The 13,168-nt window shown below is 74.5% G+C and carries 8 protein-coding genes; 3 read left to right on the plus strand and 5 right to left on the minus strand.

What is annotated here, in order from left to right:
- Nucleotides 1-320: 320 nt before the first annotated feature.
- Nucleotides 321-887, minus strand: a complete 567-nt coding sequence (locus ACIP5O_RS00005; RefSeq protein ID WP_356549087.1) for a MarR family transcriptional regulator — start codon at nucleotides 885-887, stop codon at nucleotides 321-323.
- A 154-nt stretch (nucleotides 888-1,041) separates the two neighbouring features.
- Here ACIP5O_RS00005 and ACIP5O_RS00010 point away from each other — a divergent pair, with 154 nt between their 5' ends.
- The gene (locus ACIP5O_RS00010) at nucleotides 1,042-2,319 is read left to right on the plus strand and encodes an MFS transporter (protein WP_401286563.1); all 1,278 of its coding nucleotides are present in this window, start codon (nucleotides 1,042-1,044) and stop codon (nucleotides 2,317-2,319) included.
- On the opposite strand, the gene ACIP5O_RS00015 is transcribed toward ACIP5O_RS00010, so the two are convergent.
- Nucleotides 2,306-3,970 (minus strand): SpoIIE family protein phosphatase, encoded by a 1,665-nt coding sequence (locus ACIP5O_RS00015; RefSeq protein WP_401286566.1) that lies wholly within the window; start codon nucleotides 3,968-3,970, stop codon nucleotides 2,306-2,308. The genes ACIP5O_RS00010 and ACIP5O_RS00015 overlap by 14 nt on opposite strands.
- Nucleotides 3,971-4,076: 106 nt before the next feature.
- Nucleotides 4,077-5,441 (minus strand): NAD(P)/FAD-dependent oxidoreductase, encoded by a 1,365-nt coding sequence (locus tag ACIP5O_RS00020; protein WP_401286569.1) that lies wholly within the window; start codon nucleotides 5,439-5,441, stop codon nucleotides 4,077-4,079.
- Between the two features lie 353 nt (nucleotides 5,442-5,794).
- Here ACIP5O_RS00020 and ACIP5O_RS00025 point away from each other — a divergent pair, with 353 nt between their 5' ends.
- A complete protein-coding gene (locus tag ACIP5O_RS00025) occupies nucleotides 5,795-6,583 on the plus strand; it encodes a TetR/AcrR family transcriptional regulator (RefSeq protein ID WP_401286572.1) in 789 nt (262 codons plus the stop codon).
- Nucleotides 6,584-6,788: 205 nt separating this feature from the next.
- Nucleotides 6,789-9,056 carry a sigma-70 family RNA polymerase sigma factor gene (locus ACIP5O_RS00030; RefSeq protein WP_401286575.1) on the plus strand — a complete coding sequence of 756 codons (2,268 nt, stop codon included), beginning with the start codon at nucleotides 6,789-6,791 and terminating at the stop codon, nucleotides 9,054-9,056.
- On the opposite strand, the gene ACIP5O_RS00035 is transcribed toward ACIP5O_RS00030, so the two are convergent.
- Together ACIP5O_RS00035 and ACIP5O_RS00040 are read right to left on the minus strand one after the other, a co-directional pair.
- Entirely contained in the window at nucleotides 9,043-12,456 is a 3,414-nt protein-coding gene (locus ACIP5O_RS00035) for an AfsR/SARP family transcriptional regulator (protein WP_401286578.1), read from the minus strand. The genes ACIP5O_RS00030 and ACIP5O_RS00035 overlap by 14 nt on opposite strands.
- Nucleotides 12,457-12,529: 73 nt before the next feature.
- The gene (locus ACIP5O_RS00040; RefSeq protein ID WP_401286580.1) at nucleotides 12,530-13,165 is read right to left on the minus strand and encodes a Uma2 family endonuclease; all 636 of its coding nucleotides are present in this window, start codon (nucleotides 13,163-13,165) and stop codon (nucleotides 12,530-12,532) included.
- Nucleotides 13,166-13,168 lie beyond the last annotated feature (3 nt).

Below are 13,168 nucleotides of genomic sequence, written 5' to 3' on the forward strand. Positions count from 1 at the left end.
GGGCCCTTCCGGCGGTTCCGACTCTATCAGATCCTTTCGGCGTCTGATTCCCGGTCAGCGGGAGTTGTCTTTCCGGCTGTTGGGCCGTTCCGACGTCTCAAACTCTAGCGGATTTCCCCGGCGACTCATAATCGAGTCTTTCGAAATGAATTTCGGCATGCCGAAATTCTTCCCGAGAGGGAGATCGTGCTGAGTAGAGGTGCCGCATCAGCGGCGGGAGTGGCTGTCGCAGAACCGTTCCGGCTCCGTGACAACTCGGAGAACACTACGCATCCGGGAGGGGCGTGTCAACCTCCCCCTCCACCCCCGGTCCCACGGCCTCAATCGAGGTCCGTCAGCCGGCCGCCGGCGTCGGGCTGGGTGTGCTCCACGCGGCGGAGGAGGCGGATGAGGACGTCGCCGAGGACGCCCTTCTCCTCCGTACTGAGGTCCTGGAGGAGGTCCTCCTCGAAGGCCGTGGCCATGCGCATGGCCTCCAGCCACTTCGTACGGCCCTCGTCCGTGAGCTCGACGATCACGCGGACCCGGTTGTTCTCGTCGCGGTCGCGGGTGACCAGGCCCTCTCCCGCCATGCGGTCGATGCGGTGGGTCATCGCGGCCGGGGTGAGGCCCAGGCGCTTGGCGAGCTCGCCGGGGCCGAGCCGGTAGGGCTCGCCGGAGAGGACCAGCGTCTTGAGGACCTCCCACTCGGCGTTGCTGATGCCGAGGTCGGCGAGCTGGCGTCCGTACGCCACGTTCATCCGGCGGTTCAGCCGGCCGAGGGCGGAGACGACCTTCTCGACCTGGGGGTCGAGGTCGCGGAACTCGCGCTGGTAGGCGGCGATCTGCTCGTCGAGGCTCGGCTCCTGGAGGGCCTGGGGGCCGGATCGCTCGGGTTTCTCGGACATGCGGCGAGTATCCCACGGCCTCCGTTGGCGTTGAAGTCCTTCCATGTGTACAGTTGAGACGTTAACTTTAGCTTTTAAGTCTTCAGGGTTCAGGGCTACAGGCCTGAACCCGCGACCGAAGTGGGTGAGTGTGACCAAGGCGAGGGGCGCGGAGATGCGCCGGATTCAGGCAGGCAGCGCGCTGAGCGCGTTCGGACTCGGCTTCACCGTGCCGTACCTCTATGTGTACGTGGCGCAGGTGCGGGATCTGGGCGCGGCGACGGCGGGCATCGTCCTCGCCGTCTTCGCCATGGCCGCGCTCGTGGTGCTGCCCTTCAGCGGGCGGGCCATCGACCGGCGCGGGCCCGTGCCCGTGCTGCTCGTGGCCTCGGTCGTCGCCGCCGTGGGCGCGGTGGGGATGGGCTTCGCCTCCAGCGTGCCGGCGGCCGTGGGGGCGGCGGCGCTGCTCGGCGCCGGTACGGCCGTCCTCCAGCCGGCCCTCGCCACGATGATCGTCTGGTGCTCGACGCCCGTCGGGCGCACCCGGGCGTTCGCCATGCAGTTCTTCCTGCAGAACCTGGGCCTCGGCGTCGGCGGTCTGATCGGCGGCCAGCTGGTCGACACCAGCCGGCCGGGCAGCTTCATCCTGCTGTTCTCGATCGAGGCCGCGATGTTCCTGGTGCTCGCCGGGATCGTCGGGACCGTCCGGATGCCGGGCTCCCCCGCGCTCCAGGACGCCCGCCCGTCCGGCGCCGGCAAGGGCGGCGGCGTGCGCGCGCTGCTCGGGCACAAGGCGATGGTGCAGCTCTGCGTCCTCGGCTTCGTCCTCTTCTTCGCCTGTTACGGACAGTTCGAGTCGGGCCTCGCCGCGTACGGCACCGAGGCCGCCGGCATCCAGCCGTCCGCGCTCGGCCTCGCGCTCGCCGCCAACACGGCGGTGATCGTGCTGGCCCAGTTCCTGGTCCTCAAGTTCGTCGAGCGCCGCCGGCGGACCCGGGTCATCGCGGCCGTGGGTCTGATCTGGACCCTGGCGTGGATCATCGCCGGGTACGCGGGCCTCGGGCACGGCAGCCAGACCATGGCGACGGCGGCCTTCGTCTCCACGTACGCCCTCTTCGGGCTCGGCGAGGCGATGCTGTCGCCGACCGTGGCCCCGCTGGTGGCCGACCTGGCGCCGGAGTCGATGGTCGGCTCGTACAACTCGGCCTTCGCCCTGGTGAAGCAGCTCGCGCTGGCCGTCGGTCCGGCCGTGGGCGGGCCCATGGGGGCCGCGCTGCACGGTCCGTACATCGTGACCTTCGTGCTCTTCTCGCTCGGGATCACCTTCCTCGCCCTCCGGCTCGGCCGGCAGCTCACACCCGAGCAGAACCAGCCCTCCCTGGCCCTCCGGCCGTCGAAGGTCGTCGTCCGGCACGAGCCGGTCGAGCAGGACGTGCCGGTCAGGGCGTCCTAGACGGTCCTTCGAGGACGCACTGGTCCCGCAGGGCGAACTCGCACCAGACCGCTTTGCCGCCGCCCGGTGTGCGGCGGCTCCCCCAGGACGAGGCGATCGTCGCGATGATCGAGATCCCGCGACCCGCCTCGTCCTCCGTTTCCGCCCTGCGGCGGCGCGGCAGGTGGTCGTCCCCGTCGGTCACCTCGATGATCAGGCGCCGGTCGGTGCGGCGCAGCCGCAGGCGCATGGGCGGGGTGCCGTGCTGGAGGGAGTTCCCCACCAGCTCGCTGGTGGCCAGGACCCCCAGGTCGCGCAGTTCGCCCGGGAAGCGCCAGCTGGAGAGGACCCCGGAGGCGAAGGCACGCGCGCGGGGCGCCGCCTCGACCCCGCCGAGGAGTTCCAGGGCGGCGTTGTGGAACAGCTCCGCGTCCGTCCCCTCCCGGGAGGGGTGCTGGACGACCAGGACGGCGACGTCGTCGTCGTGGTCGGCGGTCACCCCCAGGGAGCGCAGGAGCCGGTCACAGATCACCTGCGGAGTGCCGCTGGCGCCGGAGAGGGCGCGGGCCAGTGCGGCGACGCCCTCGTCGATGTCCTCGCGGCGCCGCTCCACCAGGCCGTCGGTGTAGAGGACGGCGGTGGAGCCGGGCGGCAGGGCGATGGTGCCCGAGGTGTGGAGCCAGCCGCCGGTGCCGAGCGGCGGGCCCGTGGGGTCGTCGGCCTGGCGGACGGTGCCGTCCTCGTCCCGCACGAGGATCGGGAGGTGGCCGGCGGAGGCGTACACCAGCTTGCCCTCGTTGGGGTCGTGGATCGCGTACACGCAGGTGGCGATCTGGCTGGCGTCGATCTCGGCGGCGAGGCCGTCGAGGAGCTGGAGGACCTCGTGCGGGGGCAGGTCCAGGCGCGCGTACGCCCGGACGGCGGTGCGGAGCTGGCCCATGACGGCGGCGGCGCGGACGCCCCGGCCCATCACGTCGCCGATGACGAGCGCGGTGCGGCCGGCGCCGAGGGTGATCACGTCGTACCAGTCGCCGCCGACGGCCGCGTCGGTGCCGCCGGGCTGGTAGGTGGCGGCGATCCGCAGGTCGTCGGGCTGCTCCAGCTCCTGCGGGAGCAGGGAACGCTGGAGGGTGACGGCGGTCTCGCGGTGCTTGCGCTCGCTGGCGCGCAGCCGCTCGGCGGCCTCGGCGTGGTCGGTGACGTCCGCGGCGTGGACGAGGACGGCGCCGCCGTCGAGGCGGGAGCTGTCGACGGGCAGGCAGGTGACCGTGTACGAGCCGCCGTCCCGGGTGCGGCGGGACTTGACCGTACGGGGCCTGCCGCTGCGCAGGACCTGGTCCATGAGGGGCGGCAGGCCCAGGTCCTCGGCCTCCGGGCAGGTGGCGGCGACGGTGGCGCCGGGGGTGCGGGGGCCGAAGGCGGCGGCGTACGCCTCGTTCACGTACGCGATGCGGTGCTCCGGGCCGTACACGAGCGCGACCAGGCCGGGGAGGCGGCCGAGGAGCTCCCGTACGGAGAAGTCCTCCAGGGAGGGGACGTCCTCGGCGACGTCGGCCGGCTGCTCCGGCTGCTGCCCGTGCTCACCGCGGGCGGCGGGCACGGAGCCTTCGGTGCCCCGCGCCGTGCGGCGCTGTGTGCCGGGGAGCCGGGCGCTCCAACGGGTGAAGTTCACGGATCTGTATGCCTCGTGGTGTCGGTGCCGTGCAGAGTCACGCTGTGCAGGTGTGGGTCCACCTATGGTCACACGTCCAGTGTGGACGTGTGCACTGACAGTGATGTCAGGACGACGGCTCGTCGTCGTCGCCGGGTGGCGGGGAGGCGGCGAGTTCGAATTCGGCGCGGGGGTGTTCCAGGGAGCCGAGGGAGACGATCTCCCGTTTGAACAGGCCGGACAAGGTCCATTCGGCCAGGACGCGGGCCTTCCGGTTGAAGGTGGGGACCCGGCTCAGATGGTAGGCCCGGTGCATGAGCCACGCCGGGTATCCCTTGAGTTTGCGTCCGTAGACGTGGGCGACGCCCTTGTGGAGGCCGAGGGAGGCGACGGATCCCGCGTACGCGTGCGCGTACTCCTTGAGCGGCTGTCCGCGCAGGGAGGCGACGACGTTCTCGGCGAGGACCCGGGCCTGGCGGACGGCGTGCTGGGCGTTGGGCGCGCACTCCCCGCCGGGTTCGCCGGAGGTGACGTCGGGGACGGCGGCGGCGTCGCCGGCGGCCCAGGCGTGCTCGACCCCCTCGACGGAGAGCCGGGCGGTGCAGCGGATCCGGCCGCGCCCGTCCAGCGGCAGGTCGGTGGCGGCGAGGAGGGGGGCGGGCCGGACGCCGGCGGTCCAGACGACGGTGCGGGTGGGCAGCCGGGTGCCGTCGCTGAGCACGGCGACCCGGTCCTCGCAGGAGTCGAGACGGGTCTCCAGGCGCACGTCGACGTTCCGGGCGCGCAGCTCGCGGACGGCGTACCGGCCCATCTTCTCGCCGACCTCGGGGAGGATCCGGCCGGTGGCCTCGACAAGGACCCAGCGCAGGTCGCCGGGTTTGATGTTGTGGTAGTACCGCGCGGTGTAGCGGGCCATATCCTCCAGCTCGGCGAGAGCCTCCACGCCCGCGTAGCCGCCGCCGACGAAGACGAAGGTGAGGGCGGCGTCGCGGATCGCGGGGTCGCGGGTGGAGGAGGCGATGTCCATCTGCTCGATGACGTGGTTGCGCAGGCCGATGGCCTCCTCGACGGTCTTGAAGCCGATGCCGTGCTCGGCCAGGCCGGGGACCGGGAGGGTGCGGGAGACGGAGCCGGGCGCGATGACCAGCTCGTCGTAGGCGAGCTCGACCGGGCCCGTGCCCTCCTCGTCCGTGGCGAGGGTGGAGAGGGTCGCGGTCCGCTTGGCGTGGTCGACGGACCGGACCTCGCCGATGAGGATCCGGCAGCGGTCGAGGACGCGGCGCAGCGGTACGACGACGTGGCGCGGGGAGATGGAGCCGGCCGCGGCCTCGGGCAGGAACGGCTGGTACGTCATGTACGGCTCGGGGGTGACCACGACGATCTCGGCGGCGCCGGATCGGAGTTCCGCCCTGAGCTGCCGCTGGAGGCGCAGCGCGGTGTACATGCCGACGTATCCACCGCCGACCACGAGAATGCGCGCAGGTTCGGTCACTGTCCCATGACGCACCCCCGTCCGTTGTTTGTCCACAGGCTCGACGAATTGTGTGACCGGAGGGGTATGGAGGCGCGGGGTGGCGCGCGCGGGCGGCGGGCCGTGATCCGCCCAGGTCACGGAGGCCGGGGCGGGCTCGGCGGGGGGTGGGAAACGGGAGGGAACCGGGCCTTGCTCCGATCGGGGGGCGCACCGTGCGGAACACCCCCTTCTGAATTGACTCCGACTCAACTATGTTCGTACTTCGTCGGGGTGTCGGCCGGGAGCGCGTGGACCGAAGCGCTCGTCGACCGGAAACCCCGTGTCAGGGCGGGGAGTCTCCGGGGGGAGACATCATGAGCGGGGGAACGCTTATGCAGATGCAGGATTCACGCTGGCAGCCGGGCGCCGGGGCGCTGGCCGTCGACGACGCGCGGGCCGCGGGAGCCGTGGGCTCCGAGCGCAACGGCGTGCTGTCGGCGGGCGGCAGGTCCGCACCGCTGCGGGTGGACGCGCAGCGCAATCTGGAGCACGTCCTGCGGGCCGCGCGCGAGGTGTTCGGCGAGCTCGGCTACGGGGCTCCGATGGAGGACGTGGCGCGCCGCGCGCGCGTGGGGGTCGGCACCGTCTACCGGCGCTTCCCCAGCAAGGACGTGCTGGTGCGCCGGATAGCCGAGGAGGAGACCGCCCGGCTGACCGAGCAGGCGCGGACCGCGCTCGGCCAGGAGGACGAGCCGTGGTCGGCGCTCTCCCGGTTCCTGCGGACCTCGGTGGCCTCGGGCGCGGGGCGGCTCCTGCCGCCGCAGGTGCTGCGGGTGGGCGTGGACGACTCCGTGCTGCCGGCCGTCGCCGGGGACGCGGACGACGCGGCCCGGGTGCCGTACCAGCGGGGCGTCGACGGACAGGCGGACGCGCGGGTGGTCGCCCCGCGCGGCGTGCCGGCCGAGGAGCGGGACGACGCGGGGGCCGCCGAGCTCCTGGAGGTCGTCGGGCGTCTGGTCGACCGGGCGCGGGAGGCGGGTGAGCTGCGGACGGACGTGACCGTGGCGGACGTCCTCCTCGTCATCGCCACCGCCGCGCCGGCCCTGCCGGACGCGGTGCAGCAGGCGGCGGCTTCGGCACGGCTCCTGGACATCCTCCTGGAGGGCCTGCGGTCCCGGTAGGGACGGCCGCTCCTCCTCCTCGCCGGCGCGTGGCCGGTGGTCCGGGCGGACCGACGAGCATGACACGAACGCGTGAGCGGTTGCGCCCGGATACGGGAAGTCGCCCCGGACGAGTGGTAAGTGGACGGGTCGCTTCGGCGTGCCCGCGCTCTGTGGCAGGCTTGGCCGGTGTTCGGTTCTGAGCATGCGTACGGGGGCTTCCGCGATGAGCGGTGAGGGTCGGGACGAGCCGCTGGGAAACGGCGGCACCGCGGAAGCCGGGGGTCTGCCCGCCCGGCAAGTACCGAGCCAGGGCGGACCGGTGGGGCTCTCCGGGGCGGGCGGTGCTCCTTCGACCGGCACCTCTCCGGCCGGGCCGCCGGGTTCTCCCGGGTACGGCGAGCCGCTCGACGCGAGCGTTCCGCAGCAGCGTGAGGGGAAGTCCTCCGGGGCGGGTGCCGGGGAAGGGGCCGGGGTCGTCGCGGGGGCGGCCACCGGGACCGGACCGGCCGGGGACGGGCACGGCGGAGCCGACTTAAGGGAGGGCGGCCTCGCGGAGGGCGACTTCGCTGAGGGCGACTTCGCTGAGGACGACTTCGCTGAGGACGGGTTCGCGGGAGCCGACGGGGACGCCGGAACCGACGGGGACGCGGGAGCCGATGGAGTCCTTCCGCCGCCCCTCGACCTGCCGCCCTCCGACGCCGATCTCGTCCAGCTCATGCGGGACGGCGACGACTCGGCGTACGAGGAGCTGTTCCGCCGCCACTCCGAGGCCGTGCGCCGGTACGCCAGGACCTGCTGCCGCGACGCGCACACCGCCGACGACCTCACCGCCGAGGTGTTCGCCCGCACCCTCCAGGCCGTACGGGGCGGGGCCGGGCCCGAGCAGGCGGTGCGCGCCTACCTCATGACCACCGTCCGGCGGGTCGCGGCGAACTGGACCAGGACGCAGAAGCGGGAGCACCTCGTCGAGGACTTCGCGGTGTTCGCGGCGGAGGCCGCCCGCTCCTCCGAAGTTTCCGACCAGGACACGACGGACCTCGGCGCGGACGTCCTGGCCATGCACGAGGCCGAGCAGTCGCTCGCCCTGCAGGCCTTCCGCTCGCTGCCCGAGCGGTGGCAGGCCGTGCTGTGGCACACCACCGTCGAGGAGGAGTCGCCGAGCGAGGTCGCCCCGCTCTTCGGGCTGACCGCCAACGCCACGGCCGTGCTCGCCAGCCGGGCGCGCGAGGGGCTCAAGCAGGCCTACCTCCAGGCCCACGTCAGCCAGTCCCTGACGGCGGGCGGCGACTGCGCCCGGTACGCGGACCGGCTCGGCGCCTACGCGCGCGGCGGGCTGCGGATGCGGGCCGAACGCGGCCTGCGCAAGCACCTGGAGGAGTGCGCCAAGTGCCGGCTCGCCGCCGGTGAGCTGGCGCACGTGAACGCCGGGATCCCCGCGCTGCTGCCGGTCGCCGTGATCGGCTGGTTCGCCGCCGGGTACTCGCTCAAGGCGGCCGGGGCCGTCGCGGGCGGCACCGCCGCCGCGGCCGGGGCGGGCGCGGCGGCCGCCGCCTCCGGGTCCTCGGGGGGCGCCGCGCCGGGCGGTGCCGCCGCCGAGGGGCTCGGCACCCCGGCCAAGGCCGGGATCGCGGCGGCCATGGCGGTCGCCGCGGCCGCCGGGCTCGTCTGGGCCATGGCCGGGGACCCGGAGCCCGTGGCCGCGCCCAAGCCCTCGCAGCCGGTCGTCATCCCGATCGTGCCGCAGGAGCCCGCGCCGCCGCCGAAGCCCGTACCGCCGTCCCCGCCCGTGAAGGCCGAGGCCCCGGCGCCCGCGCCGACGACCGTGTCCGCACCGGAGAAGCCCTCCCCGGAGCCGGAGCCGGAACCGAAGCCGGAGCCCACTCCGACGCCGGAACCGGCGCCTCCCGCGGCGCCGTCCCCGGAGCCGGCGCCGAGGCCCACGCCGCCGGCCAGTCCGGAGCAGCCCCCGAAGCCCGCCCCGAAGCCGACCCAGAAGCCGACGCCGGCGCCCGAGCCGCCGCCGGGCCCCGAGCAGCCCCCGCCCGCGCCGCCGACCGTCTACCAGGTCGACGAGCTGGACTACGGGATCTTCGGCGACGGCACCGAGCCCGAGGTGTCCCTGGCGGAGAGCGGCTTCCTCTGGCAGCGCAAGGGCCTCTCCGTCGGCGGCACCCGGTACGAGCGCGGGGTGAGCGTCCACGCGCCGTCCTCCGTGGTCATCGACCTCAACCGGCAGTGCACGAGTTACGACGCGGTGGTCGGCGTCGACGACCTGAGCGCCCTGTTCGGCGTCGGCGGCGTCCGCTTCTCCGTCCACGGGGACGGGGAGCGGCTCTGGCGGTCCGGCGTGGTCGGGGCGGGCGACCCGCCGGTACCGGTGCACGTCGACATCACCGGCCGTTCCAGGCTCCGGCTCGTGGTCGAGGAGACCGGCCCGCTGGGGCGGGCCGCGATCGCCGACTGGGCGCAGTCCCGGATCAGCTGCTCCTGACCCCGTCCGGGGAGTCCCCCGCCTCCACGACGGGGCCGGGCCCGTGCCCGGGTGCGTACGCGGCTTCCACCAGGGACAGGACCCCGTCGACGTCCAGCCCCTCGCCCACCGTCCGGGCGGCGGCGAGGCCCGGTGCGCCGAGGGCGGCGAGCGAGCGGGCCGTCACCTCCTCGGCCTCCTTCATCTCCGGGACCGAGCGGGGCAGTTCGCGGCGCCAGGCGTCGACGGCGGCCAGGACCGTGGCGGCGGAGGCGGGTTCGTCCGCCAGGGACAGGGCGATCGCGAGCCCCTGGCCGAGGGCCGCGGCGATGAGGTCGGCGCACCGGGCGTCCCGCGCGGCGCGCAGCGCGGACGCGGCGGAGGCGACGGCCGCGGCGCCCCCGCCCCCGTACGCCTCGACGCGGGCGGTGAGTCCGATGACCGCGGCCGTGAAGTGCGGCGGCGGGTTGCCGACCTCGACCAGGCGGCTCGCCTCCTCCGCGTGGGCGCAGGCCGTGTCGATCTCACCCTGGTGGAGGGCGATGGCGGCACTGAGGAAGGCGATGAAGGGCCGGGCGTCCCTGACGTGGTGGCGGTCGGCCTCCGCCGAGGCCTCGGCGAGGCCCTTGGCGGCGGCCTCCGTGTCGCCGGAGCGGTAGGCGATCTCGGCGAGCCGGGCGAGGAGGAAGGGGCTCTCGGCGTGGGCGCCCACCTCGCGGGCGAGGCGGAGCGCCTCCTCGTAGTCCGCCCCGGCCTCCTCGTACCGGCCGCGCATCATGTACGCCTCGGCCGCCGCGCTCGCGATCTGCGCCCCCATCCAGCGGTCGCCGACCCGGCGGGCGAGGGCGCGGAGTTCGGCCAGGTCCTCGTCCACGTCGGCGAGGGTGCCGGGCATGTCGACGACCATGTGGGTGCGGAACATGAGGGTGACGCCGACCTCCCAGTCGCCGCCGTGACGGCGGCAGTTGGCGAGGGCGGTGTCGAGGAGGGCGCGGAGGTCGTCCGGTTCCTCGGTGGGGATCTCGCCGAGGGCATCGGTGAACGGCCAGAGCAGGCCGGGGAAGCGGGCGGCCTCGGGGCCGGGCTCGTCCCCGAACGCGGACCGCACCCGCCGGACCAGGGCGAGGGTTCCGGGGTCGTCGCGGAGCTCCACGACGGTGTGGTTCTCGATCGCGAGGAAGAAGTACAGCATCCGCAGGCGCATCCGCGGCCAGTACCGCGGGTCGTCCGGGTCCTCCGGGTCGTCGCCGAGGGCGACCGCGCGCTCGGCCCAGGCCAGGCCCTCGGGGCGGTGGTTGCGCAGCCACCAGAACCAGCCCATGGCGAAGACGAGCCGGAGGGCGGCGGTCTCGTCGGGGGCGGTGACGAGGGTGCGGTGGAGGGCGGCGCGGATGTTGTCGAGGTCGCGTTCGAGCCGGTCGATCCAGGGGAGCTGCTCGCCGGAGCGCAGCTTGGGTTCGGCGGTCTCTGCGAGGGCGGTGAAGTGGGCGGTGTGGGCGGCTTCGGCGGCGGCGAGCAGGTCGGGGGTCTCGGCGGCGCGCTCGGTGGCGTACTCGTGGATGGTCTCCAGGAGGCGGTAGCGCATCTCGCCGCCGACGGTGGGGGTGGCGACGACGAGGGACTTGTCGACCAGGGCGCCCAGGGTGTCGGCGGCGCGCGGGGAGAGGGCCTCGGCGGCGGCGAGGTCCCAGCCGCCGGCGAAGACCGAGACCTGGCGGAGGAGGGTGCGCTCGTCCGGTTCGAGCAGGTCCCAGGACCAGTCGACGACCGCGCGGAGGGTCTGTTGGCGGGGCAGGACGGTGCGGGAGCCGGAGGTGAGGAGGCGGAAGCGGTCGTCGAGGCGGTCCGCGATCTGGCGGGGGGTGAGGAGGCGGAGGCGGGCCGCGGCCAGCTCGATGGCGAGCGGCAGGCCGTCGAGGCGGCGGCAGATCTCGTCGACGGCCGCGTCGCCGTCCCCGGTGGGGCCCTCCCCCGGAGGCACGTTTCCCGTGAGCTCGAAGGAGGGGTGTACGGCGCGGGCGCGTTCGACGAAGAGGCGGTGGGCGGGGTGGGGCGGGAGGGGTTCGACGGGGCGGACCGTCTCGCCGGGGACGCCGAGGGGTTCGCGGCTGGTGGCGAGGATCCGGAGCCGGGGGCAGTGGGTGAGGAGGGTCTCGGCGAGGGCGGCGGCCGCGTCGATCACGTGCTCGCAGTTGTCGAGGACGAGGAGGAGGGGGCGGTCGGCGAGCTGCTCCACGAGGTGGGCGGTGGGGTCGTTCTGGAGGGGGGCGCCGTCGCGGGCGATCAGGCTGGTCTCGCGGAGGCGGAGGGCGGAGAGGACGGCGCCGGGGACGGCCCCGGGGTCGTCGAGCGGGGCGAGCTCGGCGATCCAGGGGGCGGGGCCTCCGGACCGCAGCGCGGCCTCCTCGGCGAGCCGCGTCTTGCCGCTTCCGCCGGGTCCGGTGAGCGTGACGAGCCGGGAGCCGGCGAGGTCGGCCCGGAGCGCGTCGAGCTCGGGCTCCCGCCCGACGAAGGAGGTGAGGCGGGGGCGGATGTTGCCGGCGGGCCCCTCGGCCGGGACGGGTCCCTCGGCCGGGACGGGTCCCTCGGCCGGGACGGGTCCCTCGGCCGGGGTGGAGGGCGCGGCCGGGACGGAGGGCGCGGCCGGGGCGGAGGGCGCGGCCGGGGCGGAGGGCGCGGCCGGTGGGGCCGGTTCCGGTGCGGTCGGGCCCGCGAGGAGTTCGCGGTGGAGGGCGGTGAGTTCGGGGCCGGGGTCGGTGCCGAGGGCGTCCGCGAGGGTGCGGCGGGCCGTCTCGTACGCGGCGAGGGCGTCGGCGTGGCGGCCCTCGGCCCGCAGGGCGCGGATGAGGTGGGCGTGGAAGGCTTCGTCGTACGGGTACGTGGTGGTGAGTTCGGTCAGTTCCGGTACGAGTCCGTCGGTGGCGCCCCGGCGCAGGTCCGCCTCGACGCGGCGGCGCAGGGCGGCGAGCCGCTGGGCCTCGGGCCGGACGCCCGCCGGGTCGGGCAGGTCGGCGAGGGCGGGGCCGCGGAAGAGGCCGAGGGCCTCCCGGAGGAGGGCGGCGGCGGTGTCGGGGTCTCCGGCGTCGAGGCGGACGCCCGCCTCGACGGCCCGGCGCTCGAAGACGTACAGGTCGATGTCGTCGGGTCCGGCGGCGAGCCGGTAGCCGGGGCCGGGGGTGGAGGCGACGGCCTCCCTGCCGAGGAGCCGGCGGAGGCGGCCGACCAGGGCCTGGAGGGCGGCGGGCGCGTCCTGCGGCGGGTCGTCCCCGTACACGTCGTCGGCGAGCTCACCGACGGAGACGGGCCGTCCGCCGCGCAGCGCGAGCGCGGCGAGGAGCGCGCGCAGCCGGGCACCGCCGAGGGGCAGGGGGGTGCCGTCGGGACGAAGGGCCTCGGTGGTGCCGAGGATGAGATACCGCACCGGTTCATTGTGGCCGCAGGCCCGCGCGGACGCCTCGGGGTTTACCCGGGCTCGACCCGGAGACGGGTGGGCGTCAGAACTCGGCCGTGTCCAGGGTGAAGCCCAGGGGCGCCGGGATCGGGACGGGCGTCCCCAGTCTGTGGACGGACTTGTGGTCGTAGTCGTCCCCCGCCGGCCCGGAGCACACGACGGCTTCGCCGGCCTCGCGGTCGATCAGGAGGTAGAGGGGGATGCCCGCGCGCGCGTAGGCCCGGATCTTCTGGACGCGGTCGCGGCTCGCGGTGGAGGAGGAGGTGACCTCGGCGACGAGGAGGACGGGGTCGGGGGACTGCCAGACCAGTTCGTTCTTGAAGCTGCCCCTGGGGGCGAGGACGAGATCCGGCAGGATGCGGTTGCCGATCGGTCCCGCACGCCCATCCGTCCTGTCCGGCCCACCCGTCCTGTCCGGCCCACCCGGTTCAGTCGGCCCACCCGGTTCAGCCGGTTCACCCGGTCCAGCCGGTGCTCCGGGCGCTTTCAGCCCGATGCCGGTGTAGCAGCCGATCCGCCTCTCACGGTCCGTGAATTGGTCGCACAGCTCCGCCACGATCTCCGCGTGCTGCCCGTCACCGAACGGGCTGACGCAGATCTCCCCCTCGATCAGCTCCACCCGCGCCCCCTCGGACGTTTCCGCGCCGCCCAGTTCGAAGAGTCGCTCCACTGTCGTCATGGA

It is taken from the genome of Streptomyces sp. NPDC088915 (genome assembly GCF_044749825.1).
Classification (GTDB): domain Bacteria; phylum Actinomycetota; class Actinomycetes; order Streptomycetales; family Streptomycetaceae; genus Streptomyces.

Excerpts from the sequence above, each read along its gene's own strand:
- ACIP5O_RS00005 (WP_356549087.1), bottom strand. The coding sequence starts at position 887 with ATGTCCGAGAAACCCGAGCGATCCGGCCCCCAGGCCCTCCAGGAGCCG.
- ACIP5O_RS00010 (WP_401286563.1), top strand. The coding sequence starts at position 1,042 with ATGCGCCGGATTCAGGCAGGCAGCGCGCTGAGCGCGTTCGGACTCGGC.
- ACIP5O_RS00025 (WP_401286572.1), top strand. The coding sequence starts at position 5,795 with ATGCAGATGCAGGATTCACGCTGGCAGCCGGGCGCCGGGGCGCTGGCC.
- ACIP5O_RS00030 (WP_401286575.1), top strand. The coding sequence starts at position 6,789 with ATGAGCGGTGAGGGTCGGGACGAGCCGCTGGGAAACGGCGGCACCGCG.
- ACIP5O_RS00040 (WP_401286580.1), bottom strand. The coding sequence starts at position 13,165 with ATGACGACAGTGGAGCGACTCTTCGAACTGGGCGGCGCGGAAACGTCC.